Here is a 26,274-nt window from a genome sequence, read left to right as displayed (position 1 = left end):
CGAAGGGCCGGAAACTCTTTTCCGGGCCGAAGCCCGAAAATTCTTTAGGCGACGCTGAGCGTGGCCGGGTCGATCTTGAGACCCGGGCCCATGGTCGACGAAATCGCGACGCGCTTGACGTAGTTGCCCTTGGCGCCGGTCGGCTTTGCCTTGATCACGGCGTCAGCGAAAGCACGGATGTTTTCTTCCAGTGCCTTGGCGTCGAAGGACGCCTTGCCGATGCCAGCGTGAACGATACCGGCCTTCTCGACGCGGAACTCAACGGCGCCGCCCTTGGAAGCCTTGACGGCACCAGCGACATCCATCGTAACCGTGCCAACCTTCGGGTTCGGCATCATGCCACGCGGGCCGAGAACCTTACCGAGGCGACCGACGAGCGGCATCATGTCCGGGGTGGCGATGCAGCGATCGAAATCGATCTTGCCGCCCTGGACGATTTCGACGAGCTCTTCTGCGCCAACGACGTCAGCACCAGCAGCCTTGGCTTCGTCAGCCTTGGCGCCACGTGCGAAAACGGCGACGCGAACCGAGCGGCCGGTGCCGTTCGGCAGGTTGACAACGCCGCGGACCATCTGGTCAGCGTGGCGCGGGTCAACGCCGAGGTTCATCGCAACTTCGACGGTTTCGTCGAACTTGGCAGTTGCGCGTTCCTTGACCATCGAGACGGCTTCGGTGAGACCGTAGATCTTCGTCGGGTCAACGCCCTCGCGGGACTTCTGTACTCGCTTTGCAATCTTCGCCATGGTCTTAGCCTACCACTTCCAGGCCCATAGCGCGGGCAGAGCCCTCGATCATGGCCATTGCGCCTTCGATATCGGCGGCATTGAGATCCTTCATCTTGGCTTCGGCGATCGACTTGATCTGAGCCTTGGTGAGCTTGCCAGCCGAACCGCCCTTGCCGGGGGTCTTCGAGCCGGACTGGATCTTTGCTTCCTTCTTCAGGAAGTAGCTGACCGGCGGCTGCTTCATGACGAAGGTGAAGGACTTGTCCTGGTAATAGGTGATGACGACCGGGATCGGCATACCCTTTTCCATTTCCTGCGTGGCGGCATTGAACGCCTTGCAGAATTCCATGATGTTAATGCCACGCTGACCGAGCGCAGGACCGATCGGCGGAGACGGATTGGCCGCCCCAGCCTTCACCTGCAGCTTGAGCTGGCCTGCAACTTTCTTAGCCATTTCTCTCTGCCTTTCTGAAATCCCCTCGCGACGGATCGCTCCAGGGACCTGTTATGCCAGTTACCCGGCTCTTGCCGACCTCAATGGCCGGCGGCTGCGGTTGCGTGGTACGGAACATCCGACCCGGCTAAGGCCGGCATCCTTCCACGCGCATGCGGATTTCTCCGCCAGAATGGGCCTAAACCCACCCTATCCTTTTAAGGCCTTATCAGACCTTCTCGACCTGACCGTATTCCAGCTCGACCGGGGTCGCGCGGCCGAAGATCGAAACTTCGACCTTGAGGCGCGAACGCTCTTCGTCGACATCCTGAACGACGCCGTTGAACGACGCGAACGGACCGTCGGAGACGCGAACCTGCTCGCCGATCTCGAACGAGACCGAAGGCTTCGGACGCTCGACGCCATCCTGGACCTGACCGAGAATGCGCTCGGCTTCATGGTCCGGAATCGGAACCGGCTTGCTGTCGGTACCGAGGAAACCGGTCACCTTCGGCGTGTTCTTGATGAGATGGAAAGCCTCATCCGTCAGGTTGGCGCGAACCAGAACGTAGCCCGGGAAGAACTTGCGCTCGGCGTCGACCTTGCGGCCGCGACGCACTTCGACAACCTTCTCGGTCGGCACGAGAATCTTCTCGAACAGGTGCTCGAGACCCTTCTGTTTGGCCTTTTCCTCGATCGATTCAGCGACCTTCTTTTCGAAGTTCGAATAGGCGTGAACAATGTACCAGCGCGCAGCCATACTAGCCTCCACCCAATCAAGCGCCAACGTTGAGGATGAGGCCGATCGCCCAACCCATCAACTGGTCCGCAGCAAAGAAGAAGGCAGCGGCAAAAAAGACCATGACAAAAACCATCAGCGTCGAGATCATCGTCTCGCGCCGAGAGGGCCAGGTCACTTTCGACGTTTCAGAGCGAACCTGCTGCAGAAACGTTACCGGATTCGTTTTGGATGCCATGTAATGCTCACGCCATTACGGCGCGTAAAGCCGATGATTCAGCCCCACGCACCGCGTGTCTGTTTGGACCCTACATAAAGACCGATTCTAAAAACCACAAGAGCCAATCAGTCTTTTCTGTGAATTTCGTCGACCGGCTAACCGATCCTTAAACTTACTCTGCCGAACCCTCAGCTCTTATGCAAGCCTGGAGGGAATGGCAGGGGCAGAGGGGCTCGAACCCCCGACCTGCGGTTTTGGAGACCGCCGCTCTACCAACTGAGCTATACCCCTATTCGGCTGCGTGCCCGTTCAACAACGTCTCGCCGCCTCAAGTCAGCGGCTTCATATTCAGTTTGCCGGAGGATGACAAGCACCTTTCAACGCCGATCCGAAAAAATCCGCATTCAATCGCATCTATCCCCTGCCCTGCCGGCCGGAGTGCCCCCAAAAAAAAGGCAAGTCATTGCCTCGTCACTCAGAAATGGTCGCGGCGCTGCGGGCATTCGCTATCCTGCCAGAAGCTCTCCTACCGGAATCGATTCGCATGTCGCGCATCACGCTGGTCGAATATGATCCTCTCTGGCCGTCGCTCTTTGAGGCGCGGGCGCTTTCCATCACCGCCCTGCTCTCGCCTTTCGTCCGCGAGATCCACCACATCGGAAGCACAGCGATACCCGGACTGGCCGCGAAGCCGAAGATCGATATCGATGCGGTGGTAGCGGACGTAGCGGAGCTGCCGGAGCTCAGCGCTCGCCTCTGCAACGCAGGCTACACCTTTCACGGCGACCCGCACGCAAGCGGCCTGTGGACGTTTACTATGGCAACGCTTGCCTATGGCACGCGGCTCTATCTCTGTGGAGACGACAACGCCGCCCATGCGGCACGTCTAGTGCTCAGGGATCGGCTACGTGACGCTCCCGAACTCGCCAGCCGCTACGAAGCCCTGAAGCGGCAACTCGCAGAGCAGGCCAATGGCGATTGGGATATCTACACCCACGGCAAGCGCGCCTTCATCGACGAAGTCCTGGCGACAACCGAAACGAAAAAGGCCCCGCCGTTGCCGGCGGGGCCTCTCTACTGATCTGAAATCAGTCGATTACTCGACGATCGAGGCAACGATGCCTGCGCCGACGGTACGGCCGCCTTCGCGGATTGCGAAGCGCAGCTTTTCTTCCATCGCGATCGGAACGATCAGCTCAACGGCAACGGTGACGTTGTCGCCCGGCATAACCATTTCCGTGCCTTCCGGCAGCGTCACGATGCCCGTCACGTCCGTCGTGCGGAAGTAGAACTGCGGACGGTAGTTGGTGAAGAACGGCGTATGACGGCCGCCTTCTTCCTTCGTCAGGATGTAGGCTTCAGCCATGAACTTCTTGTGCGGCTTGACCGAACCCGGCTTGCACAGGATCTGGCCACGCTCGACGCCGTCACGGTTAACACCACGGATCAGCGCGCCGATGTTGTCGCCGGCCTGGCCCTGGTCGAGCAGCTTGCGGAACATTTCAACGCCCGTAACCGTCGTCTTCGACGTGTCGCGGATGCCGACGATTTCGACTTCTTCGCCAACCTTGACGATGCCGCGCTCAACGCGACCGGTCACAACCGTACCACGGCCCGAGATCGAGAACACGTCTTCGATCGGCATCAGGAACGGCTGGTCGATCGGACGCTCAGGCGTCGGGATGTAAGCGTCAACAGCTGCCATCAGCTCGCGGATCGCGTCTTCGCCGATCTTCTTGTCCGAATCTTCCAGAGCAGCAAGAGCCGAGCCCTTGATGATCGGAATGTCGTCGCCCGGGAATTCGTAGGACGACAGAAGTTCGCGAACTTCCAGTTCGACGAGCTCGAGAAGCTCGGCGTCGTCAACCTGGTCGACCTTGTTGAGGAACACGACGATTGCCGGAACGCCAACCTGGCGAGCGAGCAGGATGTGCTCGCGGGTCTGCGGCATCGGGCCGTCAGCAGCCGAGCAAACCAGGATCGCGCCGTCCATCTGCGCTGCACCGGTGATCATGTTCTTGACGTAGTCGGCGTGGCCGGGGCAGTCAACGTGAGCGTAGTGACGGTTCGGCGTCTCATACTCAACGTGCGCCGTCGAAATCGTGATACCACGGGCCTTTTCTTCCGGAGCAGCGTCGATCTGGTCGTACGCCTTGAACTCGCCGAAGTACTTCGTGATCGCTGCGGTCAGCGACGTCTTGCCATGGTCAACGTGGCCAATCGTGCCAATGTTAACGTGCGGCTTGTTGCGCTCAAATTTGCTCTTTGCCATGGGTACGTTTCCTGTGGTCAAGTATGAATAATGATCAGCCGGCAGGGCCGGTTTGTGGAGCCGTTTAAGGGTTTCAGGGGATTTGCGCAAGACTTAATTGCGCGCGCCCGGACCGGCCGCCGCTGGCCTTTTCCTGCCGATATATAAGAAGCGCGCGACGCCGCTACAAGATTCGGTGCTATCGAGCTACGAATCGTAGCCGCAGCAAAACATTCAAACGCTTAGCGATGAACGTTGACTTGCTACATTAATTCGAAAAGAAGGAGGAAGCCGCTATTGGAGCGGGTAGCGGGAATCGAACCCGCGTATTCAGCTTGGAAGGCTGCTGCTCTACCATTGAGCTATACCCGCGGGCCTTCGATCCAGAAGCAGAATGGTGGAGGGAGTTGGATTTGAACCAACGTAGGCTGAGCCAACGGATTTACAGTCCGTCCCCTTTAACCACTCGGGCATCCCTCCATTATTCTGTCGGGATCTTTCGACCAAGCATTTGAGATCGTGAGACAACCAGCGACTTGGCCGTGCCGCTCTCGATCTGTGGCCGGGTATATGACTGCCCCGTTTCGTCCTGTCAACACGGGTCAGTGGAAAATTTCCGATTTTCTCCACAGCCGTAAAAATGGACCCGGCGCTGAAAACCGTTTCGCCCCACGCGCAACCTCTCTATAAGACGCCAATGAGCAAAGATCGCACCGGCGACAAGAGCGCCAAGGACACCCATTACGCCAACCTTCGGCGCGCGCATCGCGACGCCAAGCGGGAACGTGGCGAAATCCCCACGCCAAGAGAGGACAAGCGCCGCAAGGCGCCGGCCGACTGGAAGCCGCAGCCGCTCTCGCCCGAGCAGGTTCTGCTCTATGGCCTGCACACGGTTCGCGCGGCGCTGGACAATCCGGCGCGCGCGGTCATCCGCCTCAGCGTTACGCCGAACGCGGCCGCCCGCCTGGAACTCGGCGAGCTTTCGGCGCTGCCCTTCCCGGTCGAAACGGTGACGCCGCAGGATCTCGACAAGATTCTCGGTCCCGACGCGATCCACCAGGGCGTGATGCTCGAGACCCGCCCGCTGCCGCATCGCCGGCTCGAGGCTCTGCGCGACTGCCCGCTGATTCTCGTGCTCGACCAGGTGACCGATCCGCACAATGTCGGCGCCATCATGCGCTCGGCCGTCGCCTTCGATGCCGGCGCGCTGATCACCACCATGCGCCACAGCCCGACCGAATCGGGCGTGCTCGCCAAATCGGCCTCCGGCGCGCTTGAGATGATCCCCTATATCCAGATCACCAACCTTGGCGATGCCATCGAGGAACTGCATCGGCTGGGCTTCCAGACGATCGGACTTGATTCGGAAGGGCCGCAGCCGCTGGAAGGGACATTCAGCGGCGAAAAGATCGCCCTCGTTCTCGGCTCAGAGGGCAAGGGGCTTAGGCAGAAGACCCGCTCGATCGTCAACGATCTTGCCCGGCTCGACATGCCCGGCGCAATAAAGTCGCTGAACGTATCGAACGCAGCGGCGATCGCGATGTATGCGGCGCGCCAGCATCTGAAGCGCTGACATCACCAGGTGTTCCGGGCGGCCTCACCGCAAAAACACGGCGGCCGCATCCTCCGCAGCTCACAGACAACGGCGCCAAAGCCGAGGCGGTAACGCGAAACAGCGCCTGTGAAAATTTCCGCTCCGGTGGGATCGCGGAGCGCTGCGCCGTGCAGTTTCGAAAAAGATCGGAATGAGGACGGCAAGCCGCTCTTCCGCGTCAGAAACGGATCGATTGCCCCGCAAGGCTACCCGGTGTGCTCATGCCGGCCGTAGGGCAGCCTTCACGCAGTTTCTTCCAGGTCGTGACGTTGAGGTTCATCTCGCAGCGCGCGAGGTAGGCGTTGCCGTCGACACGCAGACAAGCGACCTGCCCAAGTTCGTATTTGGAACCGTCTCGATTGCGGCAGGTGCAGCCATGATCCGGCGGCGCAGCAAGGGGCGCTTCGGCGGCGAGCAAAAAGGCCACCGCAGCGGTCATGCCCCAAAGGATCGTCCGCCCGTCCATCATGAGGGCATTATAAAGCAGATATCGATGTTCGAAAACGGACAATGCCGGCTGCTTGCGCAACCGGCACCGTCCGCACGTGGGGCATACGCCCCTCCCACCGGATCACCTCGGTGATCCGCTGAATTTGGTCTTAGCTCGCCAGGCGAAGCACGCTGCCTTCGGAGATGGTCTTTTCGGCCTCGGCGATCGCAAACTGCTTGCTGTCGGCGCTGAGGTTCAGGCCTTCGGCGCGCACGAATTCGACATCGGTGATGCCAAGGAAACCGAAGACCGTCTTCAGGTAAGATTCCTGGTGATCCATGACGGCTGCCGGGCCGGCGGAGTAGTGGCCGCCGCGGGTCGAGGCGACGATGATCTTCTTGCCCTTGGCGAGGCCTTCCGGACCATTCTCGGTGTAGCGGAAAGTCTTGCCGGAGACGGCGATGCGATCGATCCAGGCCTTCAGCTGGCTCGGAATGCCGAAGTTGTACATCGGAGCGCCGATGATGACGGTGTCGGCGGCGAGGAATTCTTCCAGCATGTCGCGGCCAAGCTTGACGTCGGCAGCGAGACCCGCGTCGACGCCTTCGAGGTCGGCCGGGGCCATGATCTGGGCGCCGGTCAGATGGGGCAGCGAGCTGGCAGCGAGGTCGCGATAGGTCACCTGCTCATCCGGGCGGTCAGCCTTGACCTGCGCGGCAAGGGCAGCCGTCAGACGGCGGGAAACCGAGTGGTCGCCAAGGATACCGGAGTCGATATGAAGAACGTTCATGGGAACACCTTTGTGTTTACGTTGCGGTGATCCACATATGAGGGGAAAACAATGGCCCGATAAGCCAGCGGATATTTGACATACTGTTTCCAGACGGAAACAATCATACCCATCATCCGCACCTCGGAGACAGGACAATGCAGGATCTGAACGACCTCGGGCTTTTTGCCGCCGTCGTGCGAAACAACGGCTTCAGTGCTGCGGCACGGGACCTCAATATACCCAAATCCAAGCTCAGCAAACATGTGGCCCGCCTCGAGGAGCAGCTCGGTGTGCGGTTGCTGGAGCGCTCGACCCGCAAGCTGCGTGTCACCGATATCGGCCGGGTCTTCTATGAGCATTGCCAGAGCCTTCTCGACGGGGTGGCTGCCGCCGAAGCCGAGATCGCCGCCGTGCGCGCGGAGCCCTCGGGCACGGTGCGGCTCGCCTGCCCGCTCGGTTTCACCCCTATGCTTGCCGACATCCTGCCGGCGTTTCACCGCCGCTACCCCGGCGTCCGGCTGCTGATCACCGCCACCAACCGTCGCATCGATCTGATAGAAGAGCGGGTCGACGTGGCGCTGCGCGCCCGCGGGCAGCTCGATACGGACAACCAACTCATCATCCGCAAGTTCGGCGAGGTTCGCGAGCGGCTTGCAGCCAGCCCCACCTTCCTCGCCCGCGCCGGCGAGATCACGATCGAGAACCTCAGCCAGCAGGCGACGCTGTCGATGAACGAACAGCACCCGACCGATGTATGGCGGCTGGTTTCGATCGATGGCAACACGACGGAAATCACCCATCGTCCGATCGTCGGCTGCAGCGATTTCCTGATTCTCGAACGCGCCGCGATCGAAGGGATGGGGGTCGCCCTCTTGCCTGACCATATCTGCGAGCGCGCTTTCCGCGCCGGCGTCCTTGCGCCGGTGCTGCCGGAATGGACGTCGAACGACGTCGTCGTGCACCTCGTCTTCCCGTCCCGCCAGGGCATGTTGCCGGCGACCCGGGCGCTGATCGACTATCTCGCCGAGAACCTGCTCAACGCCCTGCAGAAATGCCGCGAGGTTCCGGTGCGCATGGGACCGTCCTTCGACATCTGATGCCGCCGCGCTGCGGCTTTTCCGATCAGCAGCGGCAGATCATCAGCACGTTGCCGCCGGGATCGCGGATCGTGAACCATTGCCCGGACTGCACCGGCGTCACGATCTCGAGACGCACGGAGAGCGCCGGACCAAGCGATGCGGGAGCCGGTGATCGATCGAGCGTTGACCGCTTACTCCGACCAAGGCTCCGCATCTCATCGGCGGCAAAACTCGCCGCCGTCCGCAAGCTCGGCAAAAGACTTGGCGCCGACGTCATATCGATAGGCAATGACCTCCACTGTGCAGGCGTCCGTCGATCGCGCGCAAGCCTCCATCGAAACGCAGAGATGGTCGTTAGCACCCCAGACCTTCGCAGGGGGATTGTCATAGATGCCTTCGTAGATCGTCTGCGTCCGCTTGCCGCCGTCACGCCACTCAACCACGATCTCCGAACGAAAGTGGTCATAACCGATGTTGCTGTATCCCACGGAATAGCGGACCGCCCCCAAACCGGAAACTTGGGTCGCGCCCGAACTCATCTCCGCCCAATCGGATCCCTCCTGCGCGTTGGCAGGGCTCCAGACGACAAACCCACAAAGCAGAACGACCGCCCATCTGACCGGCGCCAGTGCCGCGGGGTTGGTAAGGCTGCTTTTGGCGGCAGCCGAAAGAACGTGTTCGATGACCAAGACCTTTCCAAGAGAGCCAGCTGACGAATGCTCGTCCTCCGTTCATCGGCGCTGGAGAAACAATCGGCGGTGGCCGAAACCACTGATTCCCTATTTCAGGAGGATGAGAACTCTTGGAAGACTGATCATCTCCGCCGTCCTGGCGTTCCTTGTCAGCCTTATCGTCGCGGGGTGTTCCTGCCCGTCTACGGCATATTCGAGGGCGGGCCGTACAACTGCCTGAAGGATGGCATTGCGGTATGCATCGCCGGCATACCGCTGAGCGCGCTGATCTATGGGCCGCTATTTTCGATTGCCGGCGTTCTGATCGGCACACCAGTGTTCATGGCCATCTTTGCGATGCGTGACTAACTGCTCGCTTTGCGCCGACGGTGTACCCGCGGCAACACGCCGAACCTGAAATTCCGGCTCGAATAGCCGCCAAAAATTCGGAAAAAACAATGGGGAAGAAATGAAGTGGTGCCCCCAGAGAGACTCGAACTCCCGACCTACTGATTACAAATCAGCCGCTCTACCAACTGAGCTATAAGGGCACTTGCTTTGGTGGGAGTTACCATAATCTCATGTGGTGTAAAGCAAAATTGCGAATTCTCCCAATTTTTCAGATGCGTTCGGTTCCGGGCCATGCCAGAAACGATAGAGAGAGATTGCCGCTGGCGGCGCATAACATATCGAGCGGACTAGAGTTTCATGGCCCGAACGTTCACTTCCCTAGCCTTTCTCGCCTCGTCCGCGGAAGAGGCACAAAAGGCTGCGGCTGATCTCAAGGCGATCTATGGCGACCATGATCCGTCGAAGGCCGATGTGATCGTCGCGCTTGGCGGCGACGGCTTCATGCTGCAGACGCTGCATCAGACCATGAACAGCGGCAAGCTGGTCTACGGCATGAACCGTGGCTCGGTCGGGTTCCTGATGAACCGCTACAGCACGGAGAACCTAACGGACCGAATCTGCCAGGCAGTCGAGAACGCGTTTCATCCGCTGGAGATGCAGACGACCGACGTCTATGGCGAGAGCTTCACGGCACTTGCGATCAACGAGGTCTACCTTTTCCGCCAGTCCTACCAGGCGGCGAAGCTCCGCGTCCTGATCGATGGCAAGACAAGGCTGGAGGAGTTGACCTGCGACGGCCTGCTGGTCGCCACCCCTGCCGGCTCCACCGCCTACAATCTCTCCGCCCACGGGCCGATCCTGCCGCTCGAGGCCCCGCTTTTGGCAATGACCCCGGTCAGTGCCTTCCGCCCGCGCCGCTGGCGTGGCGCGCTTCTGCCGAACCATGTCACAGTCGAGATCGAAATCCTTGAGGCCGACAAGCGGCCGGTAAACGCGGTGGCCGACCATCAGGAAGTGAAGTCCGTGGTCAAGGTGAAGATCGCCGAATCGGAAAACATGACGGCGCGCATACTCTCGGATCCCGATCATTCCTGGTCGGACCGCATCCTGGCCGAGCAGTTTTCGAACTGAGCGCACGTTCTCCGCGCGACCTATGGTATCATCATGCCGGCCAGGTTTCCGCCGGCCCGCAGCAAACGGCAACCGAGCCGCCGCCTTAAGGACGACGACCCAATGCACAGATCCGCCCTCCTCGCGCTGTTCCTGTTTCTCAGCAGTGCCGGCGCCAAGGCTCAGGATGCCAACATCGTTCCGCCTGAGGCGACCTTCGTGACCAGCACCGGCTACTGGGAGGAGAGCGGAGAGCCGCTTTCATCCCTCGATCCGAACGCGGCCGCCGAGAAGCCGGGCGACGCCCGGCGCGGTTACTACAAGCTGATCGCGCTTCGCCAGGCGGATGGAACCGCCCAGATCCATCTGCAGCAGGTAGCAGCGACCCCGGCCGGCCCTGTGGTGATTTCGTCGGCGGAACTCGAAGAGTTCTCCGCGCTCAAGGCCTACGTCACCGACATCCGCCCGGAGACCTCGACCGGTGTCACCGCGCAGCCCGGCATGTTTGCGACCGTCTATCTGAAGACGGACCCGTCAGTGAGAGAGCCTGAGAGCTGGACCGTGCTCATCGACGATCTCGGCGACATCAAGATCGAGCGTGCCTCCAACTGAGCAAAAGAGAGGGCCGGATGCGAACACCCGGCCCTCTTCAATTGAACTGGTGCAGACCGCTGTCTGCCTTAGTTCAGATCATCAACGACGGCATCCGCGCCGCCGCTGACGCGGTGCGCAAGGGCGGCCTCCATGAACTCGTTGAGTTCACCGTCGAGAACGTCGCCCGGTGCCGTGCTTTCGACGCCGGTGCGCATGTCCTTGACCAGCTGATAGGGCTGCAGAACGTAGGAGCGGATCTGGTGGCCCCAGCCGATGTCGGTCTTCGACGCGGCTTCGGCGTTGGCGGCCTCTTCCCGCTTCTTCAGTTCGGCCTCGTAGAGGCGCGCACGCAACATGTCCCAGGCCTTCGCCCGGTTCTTGTGCTGCGAACGTTCCTGCTGGCACTGCACGACGATGCCCGACGGGATGTGCGTGATGCGCACGGCCGAGTCGGTCGTGTTGACGTGCTGACCGCCGGCGCCCGACGAGCGGTAGGTGTCGATACGGCAATCGCTCTCGTTGATGTCGATCTGGATCGAATCATCGACGACGGGGTAGACCCAGATCGAGGAGAACGAGGTGTGGCGGCGCGCGTTGCTGTCGTAGGGCGAGATGCGAACCAGGCGGTGCACGCCCGATTCGGTCTTCAGCCAGCCATAGGCATTGTGGCCCTTGACGAGCAGCGTCGCAGACTTGATGCCGGCCTCTTCGCCGTCCTGGATTTCCAGAAGCTCGACCTTGTACCCCTGGCGCTCGGACCAGCGGGTGTACATGCGCAAAAGCATGTTGGCCCAGTCCTGGCTTTCGGTACCGCCGGCACCCGAATGCACTTCGAGATAGGTATCGTTCTGGTCTGCCTCGCCCGAGAGCATGGCTTCGACCTGCTTCTTCGCCGCTTCGTTTCTGAGATCCCGCAACGCCTGTTCGGCGTCGGCGATGATGGCGGCGTCGCCCTCTTCCTCGCCGAGTTCGATGAGTTCGATGTTGTCATTGAGCTGCTGCTCGAAACGGCGCAGGCCATTGATGCCGTCATCGAGTTGCTGGCGCTCGCGCATCAGCTTCTGCGCTTCCGAAGCGTCGTTCCAAAGCGCCGGATCTTCCGCTTTGTTGTTCAACCAGTCCAGTCGTCTTACCGCCTGATCCCAGTCAAAGATGCCTCCTCAGCAGGCTTATGGCCTGCTTGATTTCGTCGACAATGTTCTCGATTTCGCTGCGCATGATCCTGCTTCTTGTGAACCGATAGGAAAGTGAGCGTCAAATAGCGATGCCCACCGCTGATGTAAAGGCGGCGGGCATCGCGTGAAGGGGATAAGGATTAGAACAGGCCGTTGGAACCGGAGGTCACTGCCTGGTTCGCCTGCGGCGAGTTCTTGAGGATCTCTTCTGGCGGCACGTACTGGTCAAGACCGCCGATGACCGAGAAGGTGTCGGCCGGGCCGGTGCCGGGCTTGAAGGCCTCGATGATCGTGTCCGGCTCGCCCTCTTGGGCGGCCATGCCGGTCTTGCGGTTGACGGCGACCATGCTCATGCCCTCGGGCACGACGAACTTGCTCGGGCGCGTGCCCTTCACCGCTTCTGTCATGAAGTCGTTGAAGATCGGCACGGCGAGGCTGCCGCCGGTCGCGCCGCGGCCAAGCGGGGCCGGGTTGTCGAAGCCGAGATAGAGGCCTGCAACCATGTCCGGCGTGTAGCCGACGAACCAGGCGTCCTTTTCGTCATTGGTGGTACCGGTCTTGCCGGCAACCGGACGATCGAGCTTGATCTTGCCGGCAGCCGTGCCGCGCAGCACCACGCCCTCCATCATCGACGTGATCTGGTAGGAGGTCATCGGATCGAGAACCTGCTCGCGGTTGTCGGTGAGAACCGGTTCTTCCTGGCTCTGCCAATCGCCGGCGTTGCAGTTGTCGCAGGTGCGGTCCTCGTGACGGAAGATCGTCTTGCCGTAGCGGTCCTGAATGCGGTCGATCAGCGACGGCTTGATCTGCTTGCCGCCGTTGGCGAGCACGGAATAGGCCGAAACCATGCGCAGGACGGTGGTTTCGCCCGAGCCTAGCGACATCGCGAGCAGCGGCGGCATCTTGTCGTAGATGCCGAAGCGCTCGGCATATTCGGCAACGAGGTTCATGCCCATGTCGTTGGCAAGGCGAACGGTCATCAGGTTACGCGACTTCTCGATGCCGAGACGCAGCGTCGACGGACCGGCCGAGCCGCCGCCGTAGTTTTCCGGGCGCCAGACCTGGCCACCAGCGACGATCTCGATCGGCGCGTCGAGAATGACCGATGCAGGCGTATAACCGTTGTCGAGGGCCGCCGCGTAGACGAAGGGCTTGAACGACGAACCCGGCTGGCGCATCGCCTGCGTCGCGCGGTTGAATTCCGACTGGCCATAGGAGAAGCCGCCGACCATCGCCAGAACGCGGCCGGTCTGCGGGTCCATGGCGACGAGGCCACCCTGCACCTTCGGCGGCTGGCGCAGGCGGTATTCGCCCTTCTCCGACAGCGGCTCGACATAGATGACGTCGCCGGCGCCGAAGACGCCTTCAGGCGATTTCGCCGACTTGCGGTCGCCGCTGGCGGAACGGTAGGCCCACTGCATGTTCTTGGCGGAGATATGCCCGGTGACACGCTCGGCGACAATCTTGCCCGAGGCTTCCTTCTCCGGCTGAATGCCGATCTCGGCGCCCTGTCCATCGACGGAGAGAACGACGGCAAGCTTCCACTCCGGCACGTCGTTGAAGGCAACGACAGCGCCCAGCGGCTCGCCCCAATCGCCGCCGATTTCGATCGACTTGACCGGGCCGTGGAAGCCGCGACGCTCGTCGTAGCTGAGCAGACCCGCCTGCAGCGCCTTGCGCGCGGCGATCTGCAGCCGCGGATCGAGCGAGGTGCGAACCGACAGGCCGCCTTCATAGAGGGCGTTATCGCCGTATTTCTGGATGATCTGCCGGCGGACTTCCTCGGCGAAGAAGTCGGAGGCGAAGAGATGCGCCCCGCCGCGACGCGGGTTGACACCGAGCGGCTGCTTCTTGGCTTCTTCGCCATCGGCCTTGGTGACGTAGCCGTTCTCGACCATGCGGTCGATTACCCAGTTGCGGCGCTCAAGCGCCGCTTCGGTCTTGCGGAACGGATGATAGTTGGCCGGGCCCTTCGGGAGGGCTGCGAGATAGGCGGTCTCGGCAATGGTAAGCTCAGTCACAGACTTATCGAAATAGGTCAGCGCCGCACCGGCTATGCCGTAGGAATTCAGGCCGAAGAAGATTTCGTTGAGATAGAGTTCGAGAATGCGGTCCTTGGTGTAGGCCTGCTCGATGCGGAAGGAGAGAATTGCTTCCTTGACCTTGCGGTCGATCGTCTGGTCTGACGAGAGCAGGAAGTTCTTGGCCACCTGCTGCGTGATAGTCGAGGCGCCGACCGGGCGACGGCCGGAGCCGAAGTTCTGCAGGTTCACTGCGATGGCGCGCGCAAGACCGGTGATGTCAACGCCCGGGTGCTGATAGAAGTTCTTGTCTTCAGCCGAGATGAAGGCCGCCTTGACGCGATCCGGGATGGCCTGGATCGGCAGATAGAGACGCCGCTCGCGGGCATATTCCGCCATCAGCGCGCCGTTGCCGGCGTGGAAGCGCGTGGTCACCGGCGGCGAATACTTCGCCAGAACCTCGTAATCCGGCAGGTCCTTGGTGACGACACCAAGATAGAGCGCCACGGCCCCGGCCACACCCAGCAGCAGAAACGCGCCAATCCCGAAGAAATATCCAATCAGCCTGATCATCAGTCAGATACCGGTACCTTAATTATCGTCCAATTGCCGAACCGCCCGACTGACAGTCCATGCTCTGTCCTGCCGGCTTCTATACAGCGGGCCGACCAAACTCTCTCACGAGAAATCGTCTGGCGTCGCAACGCCCCACCTAGCCCGGCTCCTCATATGGCGGGGAACTCCGGGCTTCAACTCGTTTCTCAACAAATCCGGGCGCAATTCCGGTTAGGTCCCGGATTGTGCGTAAAATAGGGCTGTTATGCGATAATCCCGTGCGCATCCCGTTGAAAAGCATAGCGCTGTTACCGGGGCGACACAAATCACTTCGTTCCCGGGCCTGCCTTCAAGCGTCAGCCGCCGCTGGCGATGGCCTGCTCGCGGTATCGCTGAACAGCGACCGCAAGACGCTCTGAAACCTTCTTGCGCCACTCCGGATCCAGCAGCAGTTTTTCGTCCTCCTTGTTCGACAGGAAGCCCAGTTCAAGCAGGATCGAGGGCACGTCCGGCGCCTGCAGCACGCGGAAGCCGGCAAAACGGTGCGGATTGTTGATGAGATTGATCTGGCCCTCGAAGGACGTAACGACGGCGCGCGCCATGTTGACCGAGAAGGCCTGCGTCTCGCGGCGCGTCAGATCGATCAGGATGTCGGCCACTTCCGCCGGCTCGCTCTGAAGCGGCACGCCGGCGATTTCGTCGGACAAATTTTCGCGGGCGGCAAGACTTGCGGCCAGATGGTCGGAGGCCTTGTCGGAGATGGTATAGACCGTCGCGCCGCGGATGTCCTTCTGGCGCAGCGCGTCCGCATGAAGCGAAATGAAGAGATGGGCGCCCTTGTTGCGGGCGATCTGTACGCGCTGGGGAAGCGAGAGGAAGACGTCCTTGTCGCGGGTGAGGAAAGCCTCGATCCCGGCGCCCTTGTTCAGGGCCTCGACGAGATCTTTCGCGAAGGCGAGCGTTACATGCTTCTCCTCCGTCTTCGTTTCGCCGGCGAGCGCACCGGTATCGATGCCGCCATGGCCCGCATCGATCGCGATGATGAACGGCCCGCCTTCCCTCGTGGGAGCGACGGCAACCGGCCTGTCGGTCTTGGCGGCGGCGACCGATCCGGTCCACTGCTGTTCGCCGAGAAGCGCATCGAAGCGCGCCTGATCGACGCGCTCGGCATCGAGCACGAGCCGGTAGCCCTTGCCCCCCTCTTCCGCGACGACTTCCGCATGGGTTACCGCCACGGGGCCTTTCGCCGAAAGGACGATGCGGGAGTTGCCCGCCCCCATGCCGCCGTAGCGGATCGCATCGAAGAGGCCGCGCGGTTCAAGGCTGTCCGCCTTGAGGCCGAAGGCCGTTTCCGGCAGGTCGACCACGACGCGAACGGGATCGGCTACGTAGTGCAGGGAGAATTCCGGTTTGCGATCGAACTCGACGACGACGCGCGTGCGTGCATCGTCACCGGCGATCCGCGCAGCAAAGGCGAGCAAGGGCCCCGGCTCGGCGGCAACAGCCGCCGGCACGTTCAAAAGAAGACCGCCGGCAAGCAGCGATGCTCCGAGCAGAAGCCTGCCCGTGCGCGACATCAACGACAACAGCGAACCACGCATACAAACCGCCAAAGGCCTCACCTCGGGCTCTCCACCACTTTCTCAGAAAACCAAACAGCAGCCGACGCACGGCTGCTGGACGCACAGGTTGATCAATGAACCCTTATGGTTAACCAATGCTTGACAATGATCATCTTCCCCGGCCCGCCGGGACAATCGATTTACCGTTTATCGACCTACTCCACGTGGACAAGCGAATCGATCATTATTGTGGCGGCACGGGCTTTTCCCTTGCCAATGTGACATAGAAAACATAAAAGCGTCACAAGGAGAAAGTGTTGACGGGATAGAACAGTCGACCGGGCAGCCGGAGCTTCTCCAAAGCTTGGCGCCAGGGTGCGGTCGAACCGGATTGACCGGTTAACTTATCGCAATTCCGCGGTCGCAAGTGTTCATCCGCCGTCGCTGCATTTCCTCCCCGTACACTGGATCGCAAATTTCCGGCGGTGGCCGGAGTTCTTGATGGTGATTTTTCACCGACGCCCGCAAGCGGGCGCATTCATCGGGTCTTCATGAGACCTTGGACATTGGCATTCTTGTTTGGTCATTGATGTTGACTCAGCAGTATCGGTCAGAAGTAGCGCGGCCCCGGGACACACATGTTCCGGCTGTCGTCTGGCTGCTGCACCATCGCCTGCGCCAAACAGGAACTTTCATATCCGGCGCACCTTCCGACGTGTTTGGCAGTCTTCCTAAGGAAGCAGGTCTGTCTCCCGTTCCGCTGGCGCGCCGAGGAGCACAGCTTAGATGGCAGAGAAAATGCTTATCGATGCGTCTCATTCAGAAGAGACGCGCGTCGTTGTCGTTCGCGGGAACCGCATAGAAGAGTTCGACTTCGAGTCGGAACATAAGAAGCAGATCCGCGGCAATATCTATCTGGCGAAGGTCACCCGGGTGGAGCCCTCGCTCCAGGCCGCCTTCGTCGACTACGGCGGCAACCGCCACGGGTTCCTGGCTTTCGCCGAAATCCATCCCGACTACTACCAGATCCCGCTCGCCGATCGTCAGGCGCTCTTGAAGGCCGAAGCCGAAGAAGCGCGGCGTGACGACGACATCGAGCATGTCGAGACCGCCCCTGCCCCGGCAAGCGAACTTTCCGTTCCCGTAGACCTCGAAGTCGTCGCGGAAACTGAAGCCGAGCCGGTCGCAGCCGTCGCTGACGCCGCACCGGTCGTCGAAGAGGAAGCGCCGGCCGAAAAGCCGAAGGCGAAGCCGAAGCGCACCCGCAAGACCAAAGCCAAGGCCGCTGAAGAAGCGGCTGCTGCATCGACCGATGGCGACGAGAGCAATGGCGGCGAAATGGCTGCCATGGTCGATACCGACGCCATTTCCGAAGATGTCGACAGCCGCCGTCGCCATGACGACGACGATGATGACGACGACAGTCACGACGGCGAAAAGGAAATCATCGAATCCGTCGGCGCCGAAGACGCCATGGAAGAAGTTCCGGATCGCCAGGTTCGCAAGCCGCGCAAGCAGTACCGCATCCAGGAAGTCATCAAGCGCCGCCAGATCCTGCTGGTTCAGGTCGCCAAGGAAGAGCGCGGCAACAAGGGCGCGGCACTGACGACCTACCTGTCGCTCGCCGGTCGCTACTCGGTGCTGATGCCGAACACCGCACGTGGCGGCGGCATCTCCCGCAAGATCACCAATCTGCAGGACCGCAAGCGCCTGAAGGAAATCGCCCGCGGCCTCGAAGTGCCGCAGGGCATGGGCGTGATCCTGCGCACCGCCGGTGCCAACCGCACCAAGGTCGAGATCAAACGCGACTTCGAATATCTGATGCGCCTGTGGGAAAACGTCCGCACGCTGACGCTGAATTCCACGGCCCCCTGCCTCGTCTATGAAGAAGGCAGCCTGATCAAGCGCTCGATCCGCGACCTCTACAACAAGGACATCAGCGAGATCATCGTTTCCGGTGAGGAAGGCTACAAGGAAGCCAAGGGCTTCATGAAGATGCTGATGCCCAGCCACGCCAAGGTGGTTCAGCCTTACCGCGACGTGCATCCGATCTTCTCGCGCTCCGGCATCGAAGCGCAGCTCGACCGCATGCTGCAGCCGCAGGTAACGCTGAAGTCCGGTGGCTACATCATCATCAACCAGACCGAAGCCCTGGTTTCGATCGACGTCAACTCCGGCCGTTCGACGCGCGAGCACTCGATCGAAGACACCGCTCTCCAGACGAACCTGGAAGCGGCGGAAGAAGTGGCACGCCAGCTCCGCCTGCGCGACCTTGCCGGCCTCGTCGTCATCGACTTCATCGACATGGAAGAAAAGCGGAACAACCGCTCGGTCGAGAAGCGTCTGAAGGATTGCCTGAAGAACGATCGCGCCCGCATCCAGGTCGGCCGTATCTCGCATTTCGGCCTGCTCGAAATGTCGCGCCAGCGCATTCGCGCCTCGGTGCTCGAATCGACGATGCAGACCTGCCCGCACTGCAACGGCACGGGTCACGTCCGCTCGCAGTCTTCGGTTGCACTGCACGTCTTGCGCGGCATCGAGGAACACCTGCTGAAGAACACGACGCACGACATCACCGTGCGCACCATCCCGGATATCGCGCTCTACCTGCTCAATCAGAAGCGCGGCACGATCATGGACTACGAAGGCCGCTTCGGCGTTTCGATCATCATCGAGGCTGATGCCCATGTCGGCGCACAGCACTTCGCGATCGATCGTGGCGAGCCGGTCGAAAACCCGGTCAAGATCGAACAGCTGCTGCACTTCGAGCCGGAAGAGGAAGAAGACGACGTCGTGATCGAAGAGGATCTCGACGAGGAAGAAGCAGAAGAAATTGCCGGCGAACAGCGGCAGGAACAGCCGAAGGCTGCTGCCCAGTCCGACGATCAGAACGGACGCAAGCGCAAGCGCCGTCGCCGCCGGCGCGGCAAGGGCGGCCAGCAGGCCGAAGGCAGCGCTCTCCAGGTCTCCGAATCGGCAGGCGATGCCGACGACGGTTCTGATGAGGACGAAGGCGATGACGAGGGCGTCGATGCAGACGCCGCGACCGCCGATGGCGATCAGAAGCGCAAGCGCCGCCGCCGCGGCAAGCGTGGCGGCCGCCGCAACCGTCCGGAAGGCGAAGGTGAAGGCGAAGGCCAGCTTGAAGCCGGTGCCGATGCGGAAGCCGGCGACGACGGCGCAGAAGAAGCCGAAACCGTAGAGGCACCTGCCGCTGCGGCCGAGGTCGAAGTGGCTGTCGCTGTTGAGGAAACGGCTGTGGTTGCCGAAGAAGCCGAGGTAGCGGACGTAAAGCCTGCCAAGCCGAAGCGCACCCGCAAGAAGGCCGTCAAGGCTGAAGAACCGGCAGTAAGCGTCGACGAAGTTGCTCAGGCAGTGATCGAAGACCAGTCTGCGGTTGCCGACCCGGCCGTCGAAGCGGTGGAAGAGGCTGCGGCCGACCTTGCCGAAACCAAGCCTGTGCGTGCGAACCGCGACCTCTCGAAAATCGCTTCCGAACCGGTGGTGACGTCGAGCGCGACGAAGCCCGAAGAGGAAGAGCCGGGCAAGCCCAAGAAGGGCGGCTGGTGGCAGCGCCGCGGCTTCTTCTAAGAAGCCGCGCGGCCAGCGCCAAACTCTGAAAACACGAAAGGCCCGGAGCGATCCGGGCCTTTTCCTTTGGGCGGATGGCAGAAGGGACTTGCCCCTGCCTACCTGTTCAGAGCGTCACGCCAGCCACCGCGCGATCCTGTCCATGGCCTCGACCATGTCGGCCTCGGCGCCGGCATAGGAGAAGCGCATTGTGCGGTGCCCTTCCAGCGGATCGAAGTCGAATCCCGGGGTTGCCGCGACGTTGATCTCGGCGAGCATCCGCTTGGCAAAGGCCATGCTGTCATTGGTAAAGCGGGTGACATCCGCATAGGCGTAGAAGGCACCGTCCATCGGCGAGGCGATCGAGAAGCCGATCTCCGGCAACCGCTTCATGAGCATGTCCCGGTTGGCGGCATAGGCGGCCTTGTAACGGTCGAGCTCCTCATGCGCGTTGAGTGCTGCTTCTGCCGCGATCTGCGAGAGCTCGGGCGGCGAGATGTAGAGGCTCTGGGCGATGCGCTCGAAGCCGCGCACCTTGTCAGCCGGCAGCACCATCCAGCCGATCCGCCAGCCGGTCATGCAATAGTATTTCGAGAAGGAGTTGATGACGATTACCTCGTCGGTCACCTCCAGCGCGCTTGCCTCTTCGCCGGCAAAGGTCAGTCCGTGATAGATCTCGTCGGAGATGAAGGCGATCGATTCGGCCCGGCAATAGTCAGCCAGCGCCTTGAGGCCCGCCCTGCCCGTCACCGTTCCGGTCGGGTTGGCTGGGCTCGCCAAGAGCACGCCCTTCAATGGACGGCCTATTTTCGCAGCGGCACGCGAAAGACTTTCAGGCGTCAGAGTGAAGCCGGTCTCGGCATTGGCCTCGACCTCGACGACCGTCAGGCCAAGCGCTGCGAGGATGTTGCGATAGGCCGGATAGCCGGGCCTCGCGATCGCGACGCAATCGCCAGGATCGAAGAGGGCCAGGAAAGCGAGATTGAAGCCTGCGGATGAGCCGGTGGTGACCGCGACCCGCTGCGGATCGAGCGCGATGCCGTGGCGCTTTTCATAGTGCCGGGCGATTGCTGTGCGCAGCGACAAGGTGCCGAGCGCGTCGGTATAGCCGAGCCGGCCATGTTCAAGCGCTTTGCGCGCCGCTTCAAGAGCTGCCTTCGGCGCCGGGTGGGCGGGCTGCCCGACGGCCATCGAGATCACCGGGTGGCCGGCATCCCGGCGACGGGTCGCCTCCGCCAGTACGTCCATCGCATGGAAAGGTTCGACGGCACTGCGTTTTGACAAATCTACCAACGGAAAATCCTCGATATGCGGCTGTTCTCCAGCCCTTTGCCCGATGAAAATGACCTTCACAAGTCCGCGAGTGCCGTATTTCCGCCGATTTTGCCGTTTCGTTTCCGCGGCACCCACCCTATGCTGCCGGCATATTGCGGATACGAGGAATCCTGTTGTCATTCAGAACAGCCGGTTGACCCGGCGACACGCGATGGACGACACACGGGATACGCAAGGACAACGAGGTAGAAATGAACTTCAGCACCAAGATGATTGCCGCCGGGACGCTCGCAGCGCTCGTGGCCGGGGTCAGCCTGCCCCAGAACGCATTCGCGCTCGACGCGAAGCAGAAGGAAGAGATCGGCGCCTTCATCAAGGAATACCTGATCGCCAATCCGGAGATCATGCTCGAGGTCCAGGAGGCGCTGACGACGAAACAGCGCGCCAAGCAGCAGGAAGCGGCGGAAAGCGCGATCACCGAGAACAACAAGGCGATCTTCAATTCCGACTACGACATGGTGCTCGGCAATCCCAAAGGCGACGTCACCGTTGTCGAGTTCTACGACTACAACTGCGGCTACTGCAAACGCGCGCTTTCCGACATGGACGACATCCTCGCCAAGGACAAGAACGTGCGCTTCGTGCTGAAGGAACTGCCGATCCTCGGACCGGATTCGCTGGCCGCCCACAAGGTGAGCGCCGCCTTCCGCCTGGTCGCTCCGGAAAAATACGGCGACTTCCACCGGGCGCTGCTCGGCGGGGAAGACCGCGCCACGGAGGAGACAGCGCTTGCGGTTGCCGCCAAGCTCGGCGTCTCCGAAAAGGACCTGCGCGCGAAAATGGAAAAGGAGCCGCATGATGCGGCCGTGCGCGAGGCCTACAGCCTTGCCAACGACCTCGGCATTACCGGAACGCCCTCCTACGTCATCGGCAACGAAGCGGTCTTCGGGGCCGTAGGCGCCGAGGAGATCGAGGGCAAGGTCGCCAATATGCGCGAATGCGGCAAGACCGCCTGCTGACAAACCTTCCCATGACTGTGGACAAATCCCGCGTGGGCCCAAAGGGCTTTTCCTCGCGGGACCATCAGTCTATAGGTAACCCTCCATGACCGGACCGGAATCCCTTATGCCATCGACCATTTTCGTGCTGAACGGCCCCAACCTGAATGCGCTGGGCAAGCGCGAGCCGGGTATTTATGGCGGCCAGACGCTGGCCGACATCGAGGCCATGTGCAAGGCGGAAGGCAAGGCGCTCGGATTCGACGTCGATTTCCGCCAGTCGAACCATGAGGGAATGCTGGTCGATTGGCTGCACGAGGCCGGCAACGTCGCCGCGGGCGTGGCAATCAACCCGGCCGCCTATGGCCACACGTCGATCGCGCTTCACGATGCCATCCGCGCCATCGGCATTCCGGTCGTCGAACTGCACCTCTCGAACATCCATGCGCGTGAGGAGTTCCGCCACAAGTCGATGATCGCACCCGCCGTCAAGGGCGTCATCTGCGGCTTCGGCGCCCAGAGTTACATTCTTGCGCTGCATGCGCTAAAGAACCTGACAAATCCGTCGAAATAAAAAGAACACAAGAGGCTCATATTCCATGGCTGACAAGAAACCAGGTATCGACCAGGCGCTGATCCGCGATCTCGCCAACATTCTCAAGGACACCGATCTGACCGAGATCGAAGTCGAGCAGGACGACCTGCGCATTCGCGTTTCGCGCAACGGCACGCCGGTTGCCATGCCGATGGCCATGCCGCAGATGCCGGCTTACCAGATGCCCGCCGCAGCGGCCGCTCCTGCAAACGCCGTTGCTGCTCCTGTCGCCGAGAGCGCCCGTGCATCGAAGAATGCCGTGACCGCGCCGATGGTCGGCACTGCCTATCTGTCTCCCGCACCGGGAGCCCGCCCCTTCGTTGAGGTCGGCGCCACGGTCAAGGAAGGCCAGACGATCCTCATCATCGAAGCGATGAAGACAATGAACCAGATCCCGGCTCCGCGCTCGGGCAAGGTCACCGAAATCTTCGTCCAGGACGCAGCCCCCGTCGAATATGGCGAACCGCTGATCGTAATCGAATAAGGCGGCGCGGCGATGATCTCGAAAATTCTCATTGCCAATCGCGGCGAAATCGCCCTTCGCGTGCTTCGTGCCTGCAAGGAACTCGGCATCGCCACGGTCGCCGTTCATTCCACGGCCGACGCCGACGCCATGCATGTGCGCCTCGCCGACGAGAGCGTTTGCATCGGCCCGCCGCCCTCGCGCGATAGCTATCTGAACATTCACCAGATCGTCGCCGCCTGCGAAATCACCGGTGCCGACGCTGTGCATCCAGGCTACGGCTTCCTGTCGGAAAACGCCAAGTTCGCCGAAATCCTTGAAGCGCACGACATCACCTTCATCGGCCCGACGGCGGAACACATCCGCATCATGGGTGACAAGATCACCGCCAAGCAAACGGCGCAGGAACTTGGCATCCCGGTCGTTCCGGGCTCCGACGGCGAAGTGAAGCCGGAAAACGCCCTCGAAGTCGCCCGCAAGATCGGTTTCCCGGTCCTGATCAAGGCAACCGCCGGCGGCGGCGGCCGCGGCATGAAGGTCGCCCGCAGCGAGGCTGACCTCGAGGAAGCCGTTGCGACGGCCCGCACCGAAGCGCTTGCCGCTTTCGGCAACGACGCCGTCTACATGGAGAAGTACCTCTCCAAGCCGCGCCACATCGAAATCCAGATCGTCGGCGACGGCGCCGGCAATGCGGTGCATCTCGGTGAACGCGATTGCTCGCTGCAGCGTCGTCACCAGAAGGTCTGGGAAGAGGCAAACTCCCCGGCGCTCAACGTCGACCAGCGCATGAAGATCGGCCAGGTCTGCGCCGACGCCATGAAGAAGCTGAAGTATCGCGGCGCCGGCACGATCGAATTCCTCTACGAAAACGGCGAGTTCTATTTCATCGAAATGAACACCCGTCTTCAGGTCGAGCATCCGATCACCGAGGCGATCACCGGCATCGACCTGGTGCACGAGCAGATCCGCGTCGCCTCCGGCGGTGGCCTCTCGGTCCGGCAGGAAGACATCGTGTTCTCCGGACACGCGATCGAGTGCCGCATCAATGCCGAAGACCCGCGCACCTTCGTCCCATCCCCGGGCACGATCACGCATTTCCATGCGCCGGGCGGTCTTGGCGTGCGCGTCGACTCGGGTGCCTATCAGGGCTACCGGATCCCGCCTTACTACGACAGCCTGATCGGCAAGCTGATCGTGCACGGCCGTACCCGCGTCGAATGCATGATGCGTCTGCGCCGCGTGCTTGACGAATTTGTCATCGACGGCATCAAGACGACGCTTCCGCTGTTCCAGGACCTGATCAATAATCAGGACATTGCCAACGGCGACTACGATATCCACTGGCTGGAGAAGCATCTGGCCGCCACGTCCGAGTAAGGACCTGACATTGAAGGGGACGCGCAGCAAGCAGCCCGATATTACGCCGGACATGCTGCTGCGCGCCTATTCGATCGGCCTCTTCCCGATGGCCGATTCGGCTGACGACCCGGAAATCTTCTGGGTCGAGCCGGAAATTCGCGGGGTGATCCCGCTCGCAGGCTTCCACACCTCTCGCAGCCTCGCCAAAACCATCCGCCGAAAGCCCTTCGACATCCGCTTCAACACCGCGTTCGAAGCGGTCATGGACGGCTGCGCTGCCCCTGCTCCCGACCGGCCAACCACCTGGATCAACAACAAGATCCGCACGCTCTACGCGACGCTGCATACGATGGGCTATGCCCACAGCGTCGAGGCGTGGGAAGGCGACCAACTGGTTGGCGGACTTTACGGCGTTTCGCTCGGCTCGGCCTTCTTCGGCGAAAGCATGTTTTCCAGACGCACCGACGCCTCGAAGATCTGCCTCGTCCATCTGGTCGAGCGACTGAAGGCGCGTGGCTTCGAACTGCTCGATACACAGTTCACCACCGAGCACCTGAAGTCGTTCGGTGCCATCGACGTGCCAAAGGCGGAATACGAAGTGCTTCTGGCGAACGCGATGTCGTCGCCCGACCTCGCCTTCTAACCAAGCCAAATCTCAAAGAATGGGAATACGCCGCCGCTCAGCGCTTCTGCGCGGTGTCCGGCGGCGGCAGGTCCGAGGTCGCCTTGCAGGACTGCAGCCAGACGTCATAGACCGGATGCTCGACGGCGTTCAGACCGGGGCTATCGGCAAACATCCAGCCGGTGAAGATGCGGCGGATCTTGCGGTCGAGTGTGATTTCCTCGACCTCGACGAAGGTCGTGATCTTCTGCGCTTCCGTGTCGTCACGGCTGTAGCAGACGCGCGGCGTGACCTGAAGGGCGCCGAACTGCACGGTCTCGCCGATGTAGACGTCGAAAGTGGTGATGCGGCCGGTGATCTTGTCGATACCGGAGAACACGGCGACGGCGTTGGAAAGGCGGGCTGCGTCAACCGCTTCCGCAGATGCGACCAGCGGCAAGGCGGCAAGCAGGGACAAGCCCAAACGCCGTGTTCCTTGGCCGATTGCCTTGCGCAGATCAGAACCTGCCATAGTCGCCTGTCTCCCGCGTATCCTGTTCGTCATCGATGGATTTCAGGCGCTAACCATCAATTGTGGCCGCGCCATGATCGAGGAACCCATTCCGCGGTCCGTCGTCGTCACTGAGAACAGATTATTCAGGAGCCGGGCGTCCAGGCGTCGTAGTCGCCGGTCACGCGGGGACGCTTGCCGGTGGCGGCAATCGAGCCCTGCGGGCGGTAGGCGTTGGCCGTTCCGGTCGGATTGGCGCGGTGCGCCTTCTGCCATTCGCGCGGCGTGTACTTTTCATCAGCCGGAGAAACGTCGGTCCGGTGATGCATCCAGCCGTGCCAGCCGGCCGGAATGGCGGAGGCTTCGGCGTAGCCGTTGTAGATCACCCAGCGGCGGGTGCGGCCTTCGGAGTCCTTGCCGCCCTGGTAGTAGACATTACCGAGTTCGTCTTGACCGACCCGTTGACCGTGGCGCCAGGTGTGAAAGCGCGTTCCGATCGTCTGTTCGTTCCACCAGGTGAAAATCTGCAGCAGGAGCTTCATGGATGCCGTCCTTGACCGGCCGTTGGGAAGGCGGCCAGATACCAAAACAATGTTCCCGCTTATGCCCCGCCGCTCAGG

The 26,274-nt window shown here is 61.5% G+C and carries 26 protein-coding genes and 4 tRNA genes; 12 read left to right on the top strand and 18 right to left on the bottom strand.

Annotated elements, in window-relative coordinates; all coding sequences use genetic code 11:
* Positions 1-44 precede the first annotated feature (44 nt).
* The 5 genes from rplA to AC3WVQ_RS05410 form a co-directional block, all read right to left on the bottom strand.
* On the bottom strand, positions 45-743 hold the full coding sequence (rplA, locus tag AC3WVQ_RS05430; protein ID WP_034795482.1) for a 50S ribosomal protein L1: 699 nt from the start codon (positions 741-743) through the stop codon (positions 45-47).
* Between the two features lie 4 nt (positions 744-747).
* Positions 748-1,179: a 50S ribosomal protein L11 gene (gene rplK, locus AC3WVQ_RS05425; protein ID WP_034795479.1), complete on the bottom strand. Its 432-nt coding sequence runs from the start codon at positions 1,177-1,179 to the stop codon at positions 748-750.
* A 208-nt stretch (positions 1,180-1,387) separates the two neighbouring features.
* Positions 1,388-1,918, bottom strand: coding sequence for a transcription termination/antitermination protein NusG (gene nusG / locus AC3WVQ_RS05420; protein ID WP_034795476.1), 531 nt, complete (start codon positions 1,916-1,918; stop codon positions 1,388-1,390).
* Between the two features lie 16 nt (positions 1,919-1,934).
* Positions 1,935-2,135 carry a preprotein translocase subunit SecE gene (secE, locus tag AC3WVQ_RS05415; protein WP_034795473.1) on the bottom strand — a complete coding sequence of 67 codons (201 nt, stop codon included), beginning with the start codon at positions 2,133-2,135 and terminating at the stop codon, positions 1,935-1,937.
* Positions 2,136-2,332: 197 nt separating this feature from the next.
* Positions 2,333-2,408: transfer RNA gene (locus AC3WVQ_RS05410), tRNA-Trp, on the bottom strand.
* A gap of 253 nt (positions 2,409-2,661) precedes the next feature.
* Here AC3WVQ_RS05410 and AC3WVQ_RS05405 point away from each other — a divergent pair.
* Positions 2,662-3,198, top strand: a complete 537-nt coding sequence (locus AC3WVQ_RS05405) for a GrpB family protein (RefSeq protein WP_110819909.1) — start codon at positions 2,662-2,664, stop codon at positions 3,196-3,198.
* A 15-nt stretch (positions 3,199-3,213) separates the two neighbouring features.
* Here the strand turns inward: AC3WVQ_RS05405 and tuf are convergent, their stop codons facing one another.
* The 3 genes from tuf to AC3WVQ_RS05390 form a co-directional block, all read right to left on the bottom strand.
* A complete protein-coding gene (gene tuf / locus AC3WVQ_RS05400) occupies positions 3,214-4,389 on the bottom strand; it encodes an elongation factor Tu (protein WP_034795467.1) in 1,176 nt (391 codons plus the stop codon).
* A 277-nt stretch (positions 4,390-4,666) separates the two neighbouring features.
* Positions 4,667-4,740, bottom strand: a tRNA-Gly gene (locus AC3WVQ_RS05395).
* Between the two features lie 23 nt (positions 4,741-4,763).
* A tRNA-Tyr gene (locus AC3WVQ_RS05390) sits at positions 4,764-4,848 on the bottom strand.
* A 217-nt stretch (positions 4,849-5,065) separates the two neighbouring features.
* On the opposite strand from AC3WVQ_RS05390, the gene AC3WVQ_RS05385 reads away from it, so the two are divergent.
* Positions 5,066-5,941, top strand: coding sequence for a TrmH family RNA methyltransferase (locus tag AC3WVQ_RS05385; RefSeq protein WP_090294791.1), 876 nt, complete (start codon positions 5,066-5,068; stop codon positions 5,939-5,941).
* A gap of 199 nt (positions 5,942-6,140) precedes the next feature.
* On the opposite strand, the gene AC3WVQ_RS05380 is transcribed toward AC3WVQ_RS05385, so the two are convergent.
* Complete coding sequence (locus tag AC3WVQ_RS05380) at positions 6,141-6,401, bottom strand: hypothetical protein (protein ID WP_226020708.1); 261 nt, start codon at positions 6,399-6,401, stop codon at positions 6,141-6,143.
* A 160-nt stretch (positions 6,402-6,561) separates the two neighbouring features.
* Entirely contained in the window at positions 6,562-7,182 is a 621-nt protein-coding gene (locus AC3WVQ_RS05375; protein WP_110818440.1) for an FMN-dependent NADH-azoreductase, read from the bottom strand.
* Between the two features lie 137 nt (positions 7,183-7,319).
* Here AC3WVQ_RS05375 and AC3WVQ_RS05370 point away from each other — a divergent pair, with 137 nt between their 5' ends.
* The gene (locus tag AC3WVQ_RS05370) at positions 7,320-8,261 is read left to right on the top strand and encodes a LysR family transcriptional regulator (RefSeq protein ID WP_034795460.1); all 942 of its coding nucleotides are present in this window, start codon (positions 7,320-7,322) and stop codon (positions 8,259-8,261) included.
* A gap of 197 nt (positions 8,262-8,458) precedes the next feature.
* On the opposite strand, the gene AC3WVQ_RS05365 is transcribed toward AC3WVQ_RS05370, so the two are convergent.
* Complete coding sequence (locus tag AC3WVQ_RS05365) at positions 8,459-8,932, bottom strand: hypothetical protein (protein ID WP_210187431.1); 474 nt, start codon at positions 8,930-8,932, stop codon at positions 8,459-8,461.
* 27 nt (positions 8,933-8,959) lie between these two features.
* On the opposite strand from AC3WVQ_RS05365, the gene AC3WVQ_RS05360 reads away from it, so the two are divergent.
* Entirely contained in the window at positions 8,960-9,283 is a 324-nt protein-coding gene (locus tag AC3WVQ_RS05360; RefSeq protein WP_210187432.1) for a hypothetical protein, read from the top strand.
* A gap of 106 nt (positions 9,284-9,389) precedes the next feature.
* Here the strand turns inward: AC3WVQ_RS05360 and AC3WVQ_RS05355 are convergent.
* Positions 9,390-9,465, bottom strand: a tRNA-Thr gene (locus tag AC3WVQ_RS05355).
* A gap of 157 nt (positions 9,466-9,622) precedes the next feature.
* On the opposite strand from AC3WVQ_RS05355, the gene AC3WVQ_RS05350 reads away from it, so the two are divergent.
* Together AC3WVQ_RS05350 and AC3WVQ_RS05345 are read left to right on the top strand one after the other, a co-directional pair.
* Positions 9,623-10,396 carry an NAD kinase gene (locus tag AC3WVQ_RS05350; RefSeq protein ID WP_034795458.1) on the top strand — a complete coding sequence of 258 codons (774 nt, stop codon included), beginning with the start codon at positions 9,623-9,625 and terminating at the stop codon, positions 10,394-10,396.
* 102 nt (positions 10,397-10,498) lie between these two features.
* Positions 10,499-10,987, top strand: a complete 489-nt coding sequence (locus tag AC3WVQ_RS05345; protein ID WP_060583568.1) for a hypothetical protein — start codon at positions 10,499-10,501, stop codon at positions 10,985-10,987.
* Between the two features lie 68 nt (positions 10,988-11,055).
* Here AC3WVQ_RS05345 and prfB read toward each other — a convergent pair.
* The 3 genes from prfB to AC3WVQ_RS05330 form a co-directional block, all read right to left on the bottom strand.
* Positions 11,056-12,187, bottom strand: a protein-coding gene (gene prfB, locus AC3WVQ_RS05340) for a peptide chain release factor 2 (RefSeq protein ID WP_110818441.1) whose coding sequence is annotated in 2 segments (ribosomal slippage) — positions 11,056-12,117 and positions 12,119-12,187 — 1,131 coding nt in all. Because the reading frame shifts where the segments join, the coding sequence is not laid out codon by codon here.
* Positions 12,188-12,284: 97 nt separating this feature from the next.
* Positions 12,285-14,738: a penicillin-binding protein 1A gene (locus AC3WVQ_RS05335; RefSeq protein ID WP_110818442.1), complete on the bottom strand. Its 2,454-nt coding sequence runs from the start codon at positions 14,736-14,738 to the stop codon at positions 12,285-12,287.
* A gap of 338 nt (positions 14,739-15,076) precedes the next feature.
* Entirely contained in the window at positions 15,077-16,297 is a 1,221-nt protein-coding gene (locus tag AC3WVQ_RS05330) for an N-acetylmuramoyl-L-alanine amidase (RefSeq protein WP_051659335.1), read from the bottom strand.
* A gap of 771 nt (positions 16,298-17,068) precedes the next feature.
* Between AC3WVQ_RS05330 and AC3WVQ_RS05325 the strand changes: the two genes are divergently transcribed.
* Positions 17,069-19,873 carry an Rne/Rng family ribonuclease gene (locus tag AC3WVQ_RS05325; RefSeq protein ID WP_110818443.1) on the top strand — a complete coding sequence of 935 codons (2,805 nt, stop codon included), beginning with the start codon at positions 17,069-17,071 and terminating at the stop codon, positions 19,871-19,873.
* Positions 19,874-19,987: 114 nt separating this feature from the next.
* On the opposite strand, the gene AC3WVQ_RS05320 is transcribed toward AC3WVQ_RS05325, so the two are convergent.
* The gene (locus AC3WVQ_RS05320) at positions 19,988-21,145 is read right to left on the bottom strand and encodes a pyridoxal phosphate-dependent aminotransferase (protein ID WP_089045752.1); all 1,158 of its coding nucleotides are present in this window, start codon (positions 21,143-21,145) and stop codon (positions 19,988-19,990) included.
* Between the two features lie 233 nt (positions 21,146-21,378).
* Between AC3WVQ_RS05320 and AC3WVQ_RS05315 the strand changes: the two genes are divergently transcribed.
* The 5 genes from AC3WVQ_RS05315 (at position 21,379) to aat (ending at position 25,185) form a co-directional block, all read left to right on the top strand.
* Entirely contained in the window at positions 21,379-22,146 is a 768-nt protein-coding gene (locus tag AC3WVQ_RS05315) for a DsbA family protein (protein ID WP_034795449.1), read from the top strand.
* 106 nt (positions 22,147-22,252) lie between these two features.
* The gene (gene aroQ / locus AC3WVQ_RS05310; protein WP_034795448.1) at positions 22,253-22,699 is read left to right on the top strand and encodes a type II 3-dehydroquinate dehydratase; all 447 of its coding nucleotides are present in this window, start codon (positions 22,253-22,255) and stop codon (positions 22,697-22,699) included.
* A gap of 25 nt (positions 22,700-22,724) precedes the next feature.
* Positions 22,725-23,204 (top strand): acetyl-CoA carboxylase biotin carboxyl carrier protein, encoded by a 480-nt coding sequence (gene accB, locus AC3WVQ_RS05305; protein WP_090294493.1) that lies wholly within the window; start codon positions 22,725-22,727, stop codon positions 23,202-23,204.
* A 12-nt stretch (positions 23,205-23,216) separates the two neighbouring features.
* A complete protein-coding gene (gene accC / locus AC3WVQ_RS05300; protein ID WP_034795446.1) occupies positions 23,217-24,560 on the top strand; it encodes an acetyl-CoA carboxylase biotin carboxylase subunit in 1,344 nt (447 codons plus the stop codon).
* A 10-nt stretch (positions 24,561-24,570) separates the two neighbouring features.
* Positions 24,571-25,185, top strand: coding sequence for a leucyl/phenylalanyl-tRNA--protein transferase (gene aat, locus AC3WVQ_RS05295; protein ID WP_034795444.1), 615 nt, complete (start codon positions 24,571-24,573; stop codon positions 25,183-25,185).
* 37 nt (positions 25,186-25,222) lie between these two features.
* On the opposite strand, the gene AC3WVQ_RS05290 is transcribed toward aat, so the two are convergent.
* Both AC3WVQ_RS05290 and AC3WVQ_RS05285 read right to left on the bottom strand, forming a co-directional pair.
* On the bottom strand, positions 25,223-25,675 hold the full coding sequence (locus tag AC3WVQ_RS05290; RefSeq protein ID WP_034795441.1) for a DUF2155 domain-containing protein: 453 nt from the start codon (positions 25,673-25,675) through the stop codon (positions 25,223-25,225).
* A 125-nt stretch (positions 25,676-25,800) separates the two neighbouring features.
* Complete coding sequence (locus AC3WVQ_RS05285) at positions 25,801-26,196, bottom strand: NADH:ubiquinone oxidoreductase subunit NDUFA12 (protein WP_043614139.1); 396 nt, start codon at positions 26,194-26,196, stop codon at positions 25,801-25,803.
* Positions 26,197-26,274: the final 78 nt, after the last annotated feature.

This window comes from Ensifer sp. EB106-05-01-XG146, assembly GCF_058791875.1.
Note: the sequence above shows the minus strand (reverse complement) of the source record. Positions and strands in the feature narration are given on the sequence as shown.

Coding starts and splice junctions, on each gene's coding strand:
- AC3WVQ_RS05315 (WP_034795449.1), top strand. CDS start 21,379: ATGAACTTCAGCACCAAGATGATTGCCGCCGGGACGCTCGCAGCGCTC.
- accC (WP_034795446.1), top strand. CDS start 23,217: ATGATCTCGAAAATTCTCATTGCCAATCGCGGCGAAATCGCCCTTCGC.
- AC3WVQ_RS05335 (WP_110818442.1), bottom strand. CDS start 14,738: ATGATCAGGCTGATTGGATATTTCTTCGGGATTGGCGCGTTTCTGCTG.
- rplK (WP_034795479.1), bottom strand. CDS start 1,179: ATGGCTAAGAAAGTTGCAGGCCAGCTCAAGCTGCAGGTGAAGGCTGGG.
- AC3WVQ_RS05370 (WP_034795460.1), top strand. CDS start 7,320: ATGCAGGATCTGAACGACCTCGGGCTTTTTGCCGCCGTCGTGCGAAAC.
- rplA (WP_034795482.1), bottom strand. CDS start 743: ATGGCGAAGATTGCAAAGCGAGTACAGAAGTCCCGCGAGGGCGTTGAC.
- AC3WVQ_RS05385 (WP_090294791.1), top strand. CDS start 5,066: ATGAGCAAAGATCGCACCGGCGACAAGAGCGCCAAGGACACCCATTAC.
- tuf (WP_034795467.1), bottom strand. CDS start 4,389: ATGGCAAAGAGCAAATTTGAGCGCAACAAGCCGCACGTTAACATTGGC.
- accB (WP_090294493.1), top strand. CDS start 22,725: ATGGCTGACAAGAAACCAGGTATCGACCAGGCGCTGATCCGCGATCTC.
- AC3WVQ_RS05350 (WP_034795458.1), top strand. CDS start 9,623: ATGGCCCGAACGTTCACTTCCCTAGCCTTTCTCGCCTCGTCCGCGGAA.
- AC3WVQ_RS05285 (WP_043614139.1), bottom strand. CDS start 26,196: ATGAAGCTCCTGCTGCAGATTTTCACCTGGTGGAACGAACAGACGATC.
- AC3WVQ_RS05380 (WP_226020708.1), bottom strand. CDS start 6,401: ATGACCGCTGCGGTGGCCTTTTTGCTCGCCGCCGAAGCGCCCCTTGCT.
- AC3WVQ_RS05345 (WP_060583568.1), top strand. CDS start 10,499: ATGCACAGATCCGCCCTCCTCGCGCTGTTCCTGTTTCTCAGCAGTGCC.
- AC3WVQ_RS05290 (WP_034795441.1), bottom strand. CDS start 25,675: ATGGCAGGTTCTGATCTGCGCAAGGCAATCGGCCAAGGAACACGGCGT.
- nusG (WP_034795476.1), bottom strand. CDS start 1,918: ATGGCTGCGCGCTGGTACATTGTTCACGCCTATTCGAACTTCGAAAAG.
- AC3WVQ_RS05375 (WP_110818440.1), bottom strand. CDS start 7,182: ATGAACGTTCTTCATATCGACTCCGGTATCCTTGGCGACCACTCGGTT.
- AC3WVQ_RS05405 (WP_110819909.1), top strand. CDS start 2,662: ATGTCGCGCATCACGCTGGTCGAATATGATCCTCTCTGGCCGTCGCTC.
- secE (WP_034795473.1), bottom strand. CDS start 2,135: ATGGCATCCAAAACGAATCCGGTAACGTTTCTGCAGCAGGTTCGCTCT.
- AC3WVQ_RS05325 (WP_110818443.1), top strand. CDS start 17,069: ATGGCAGAGAAAATGCTTATCGATGCGTCTCATTCAGAAGAGACGCGC.
- AC3WVQ_RS05360 (WP_210187432.1), top strand. CDS start 8,960: ATGCTCGTCCTCCGTTCATCGGCGCTGGAGAAACAATCGGCGGTGGCC.
- AC3WVQ_RS05330 (WP_051659335.1), bottom strand. CDS start 16,297: ATGTCGCGCACGGGCAGGCTTCTGCTCGGAGCATCGCTGCTTGCCGGC.
- aroQ (WP_034795448.1), top strand. CDS start 22,253: ATGCCATCGACCATTTTCGTGCTGAACGGCCCCAACCTGAATGCGCTG.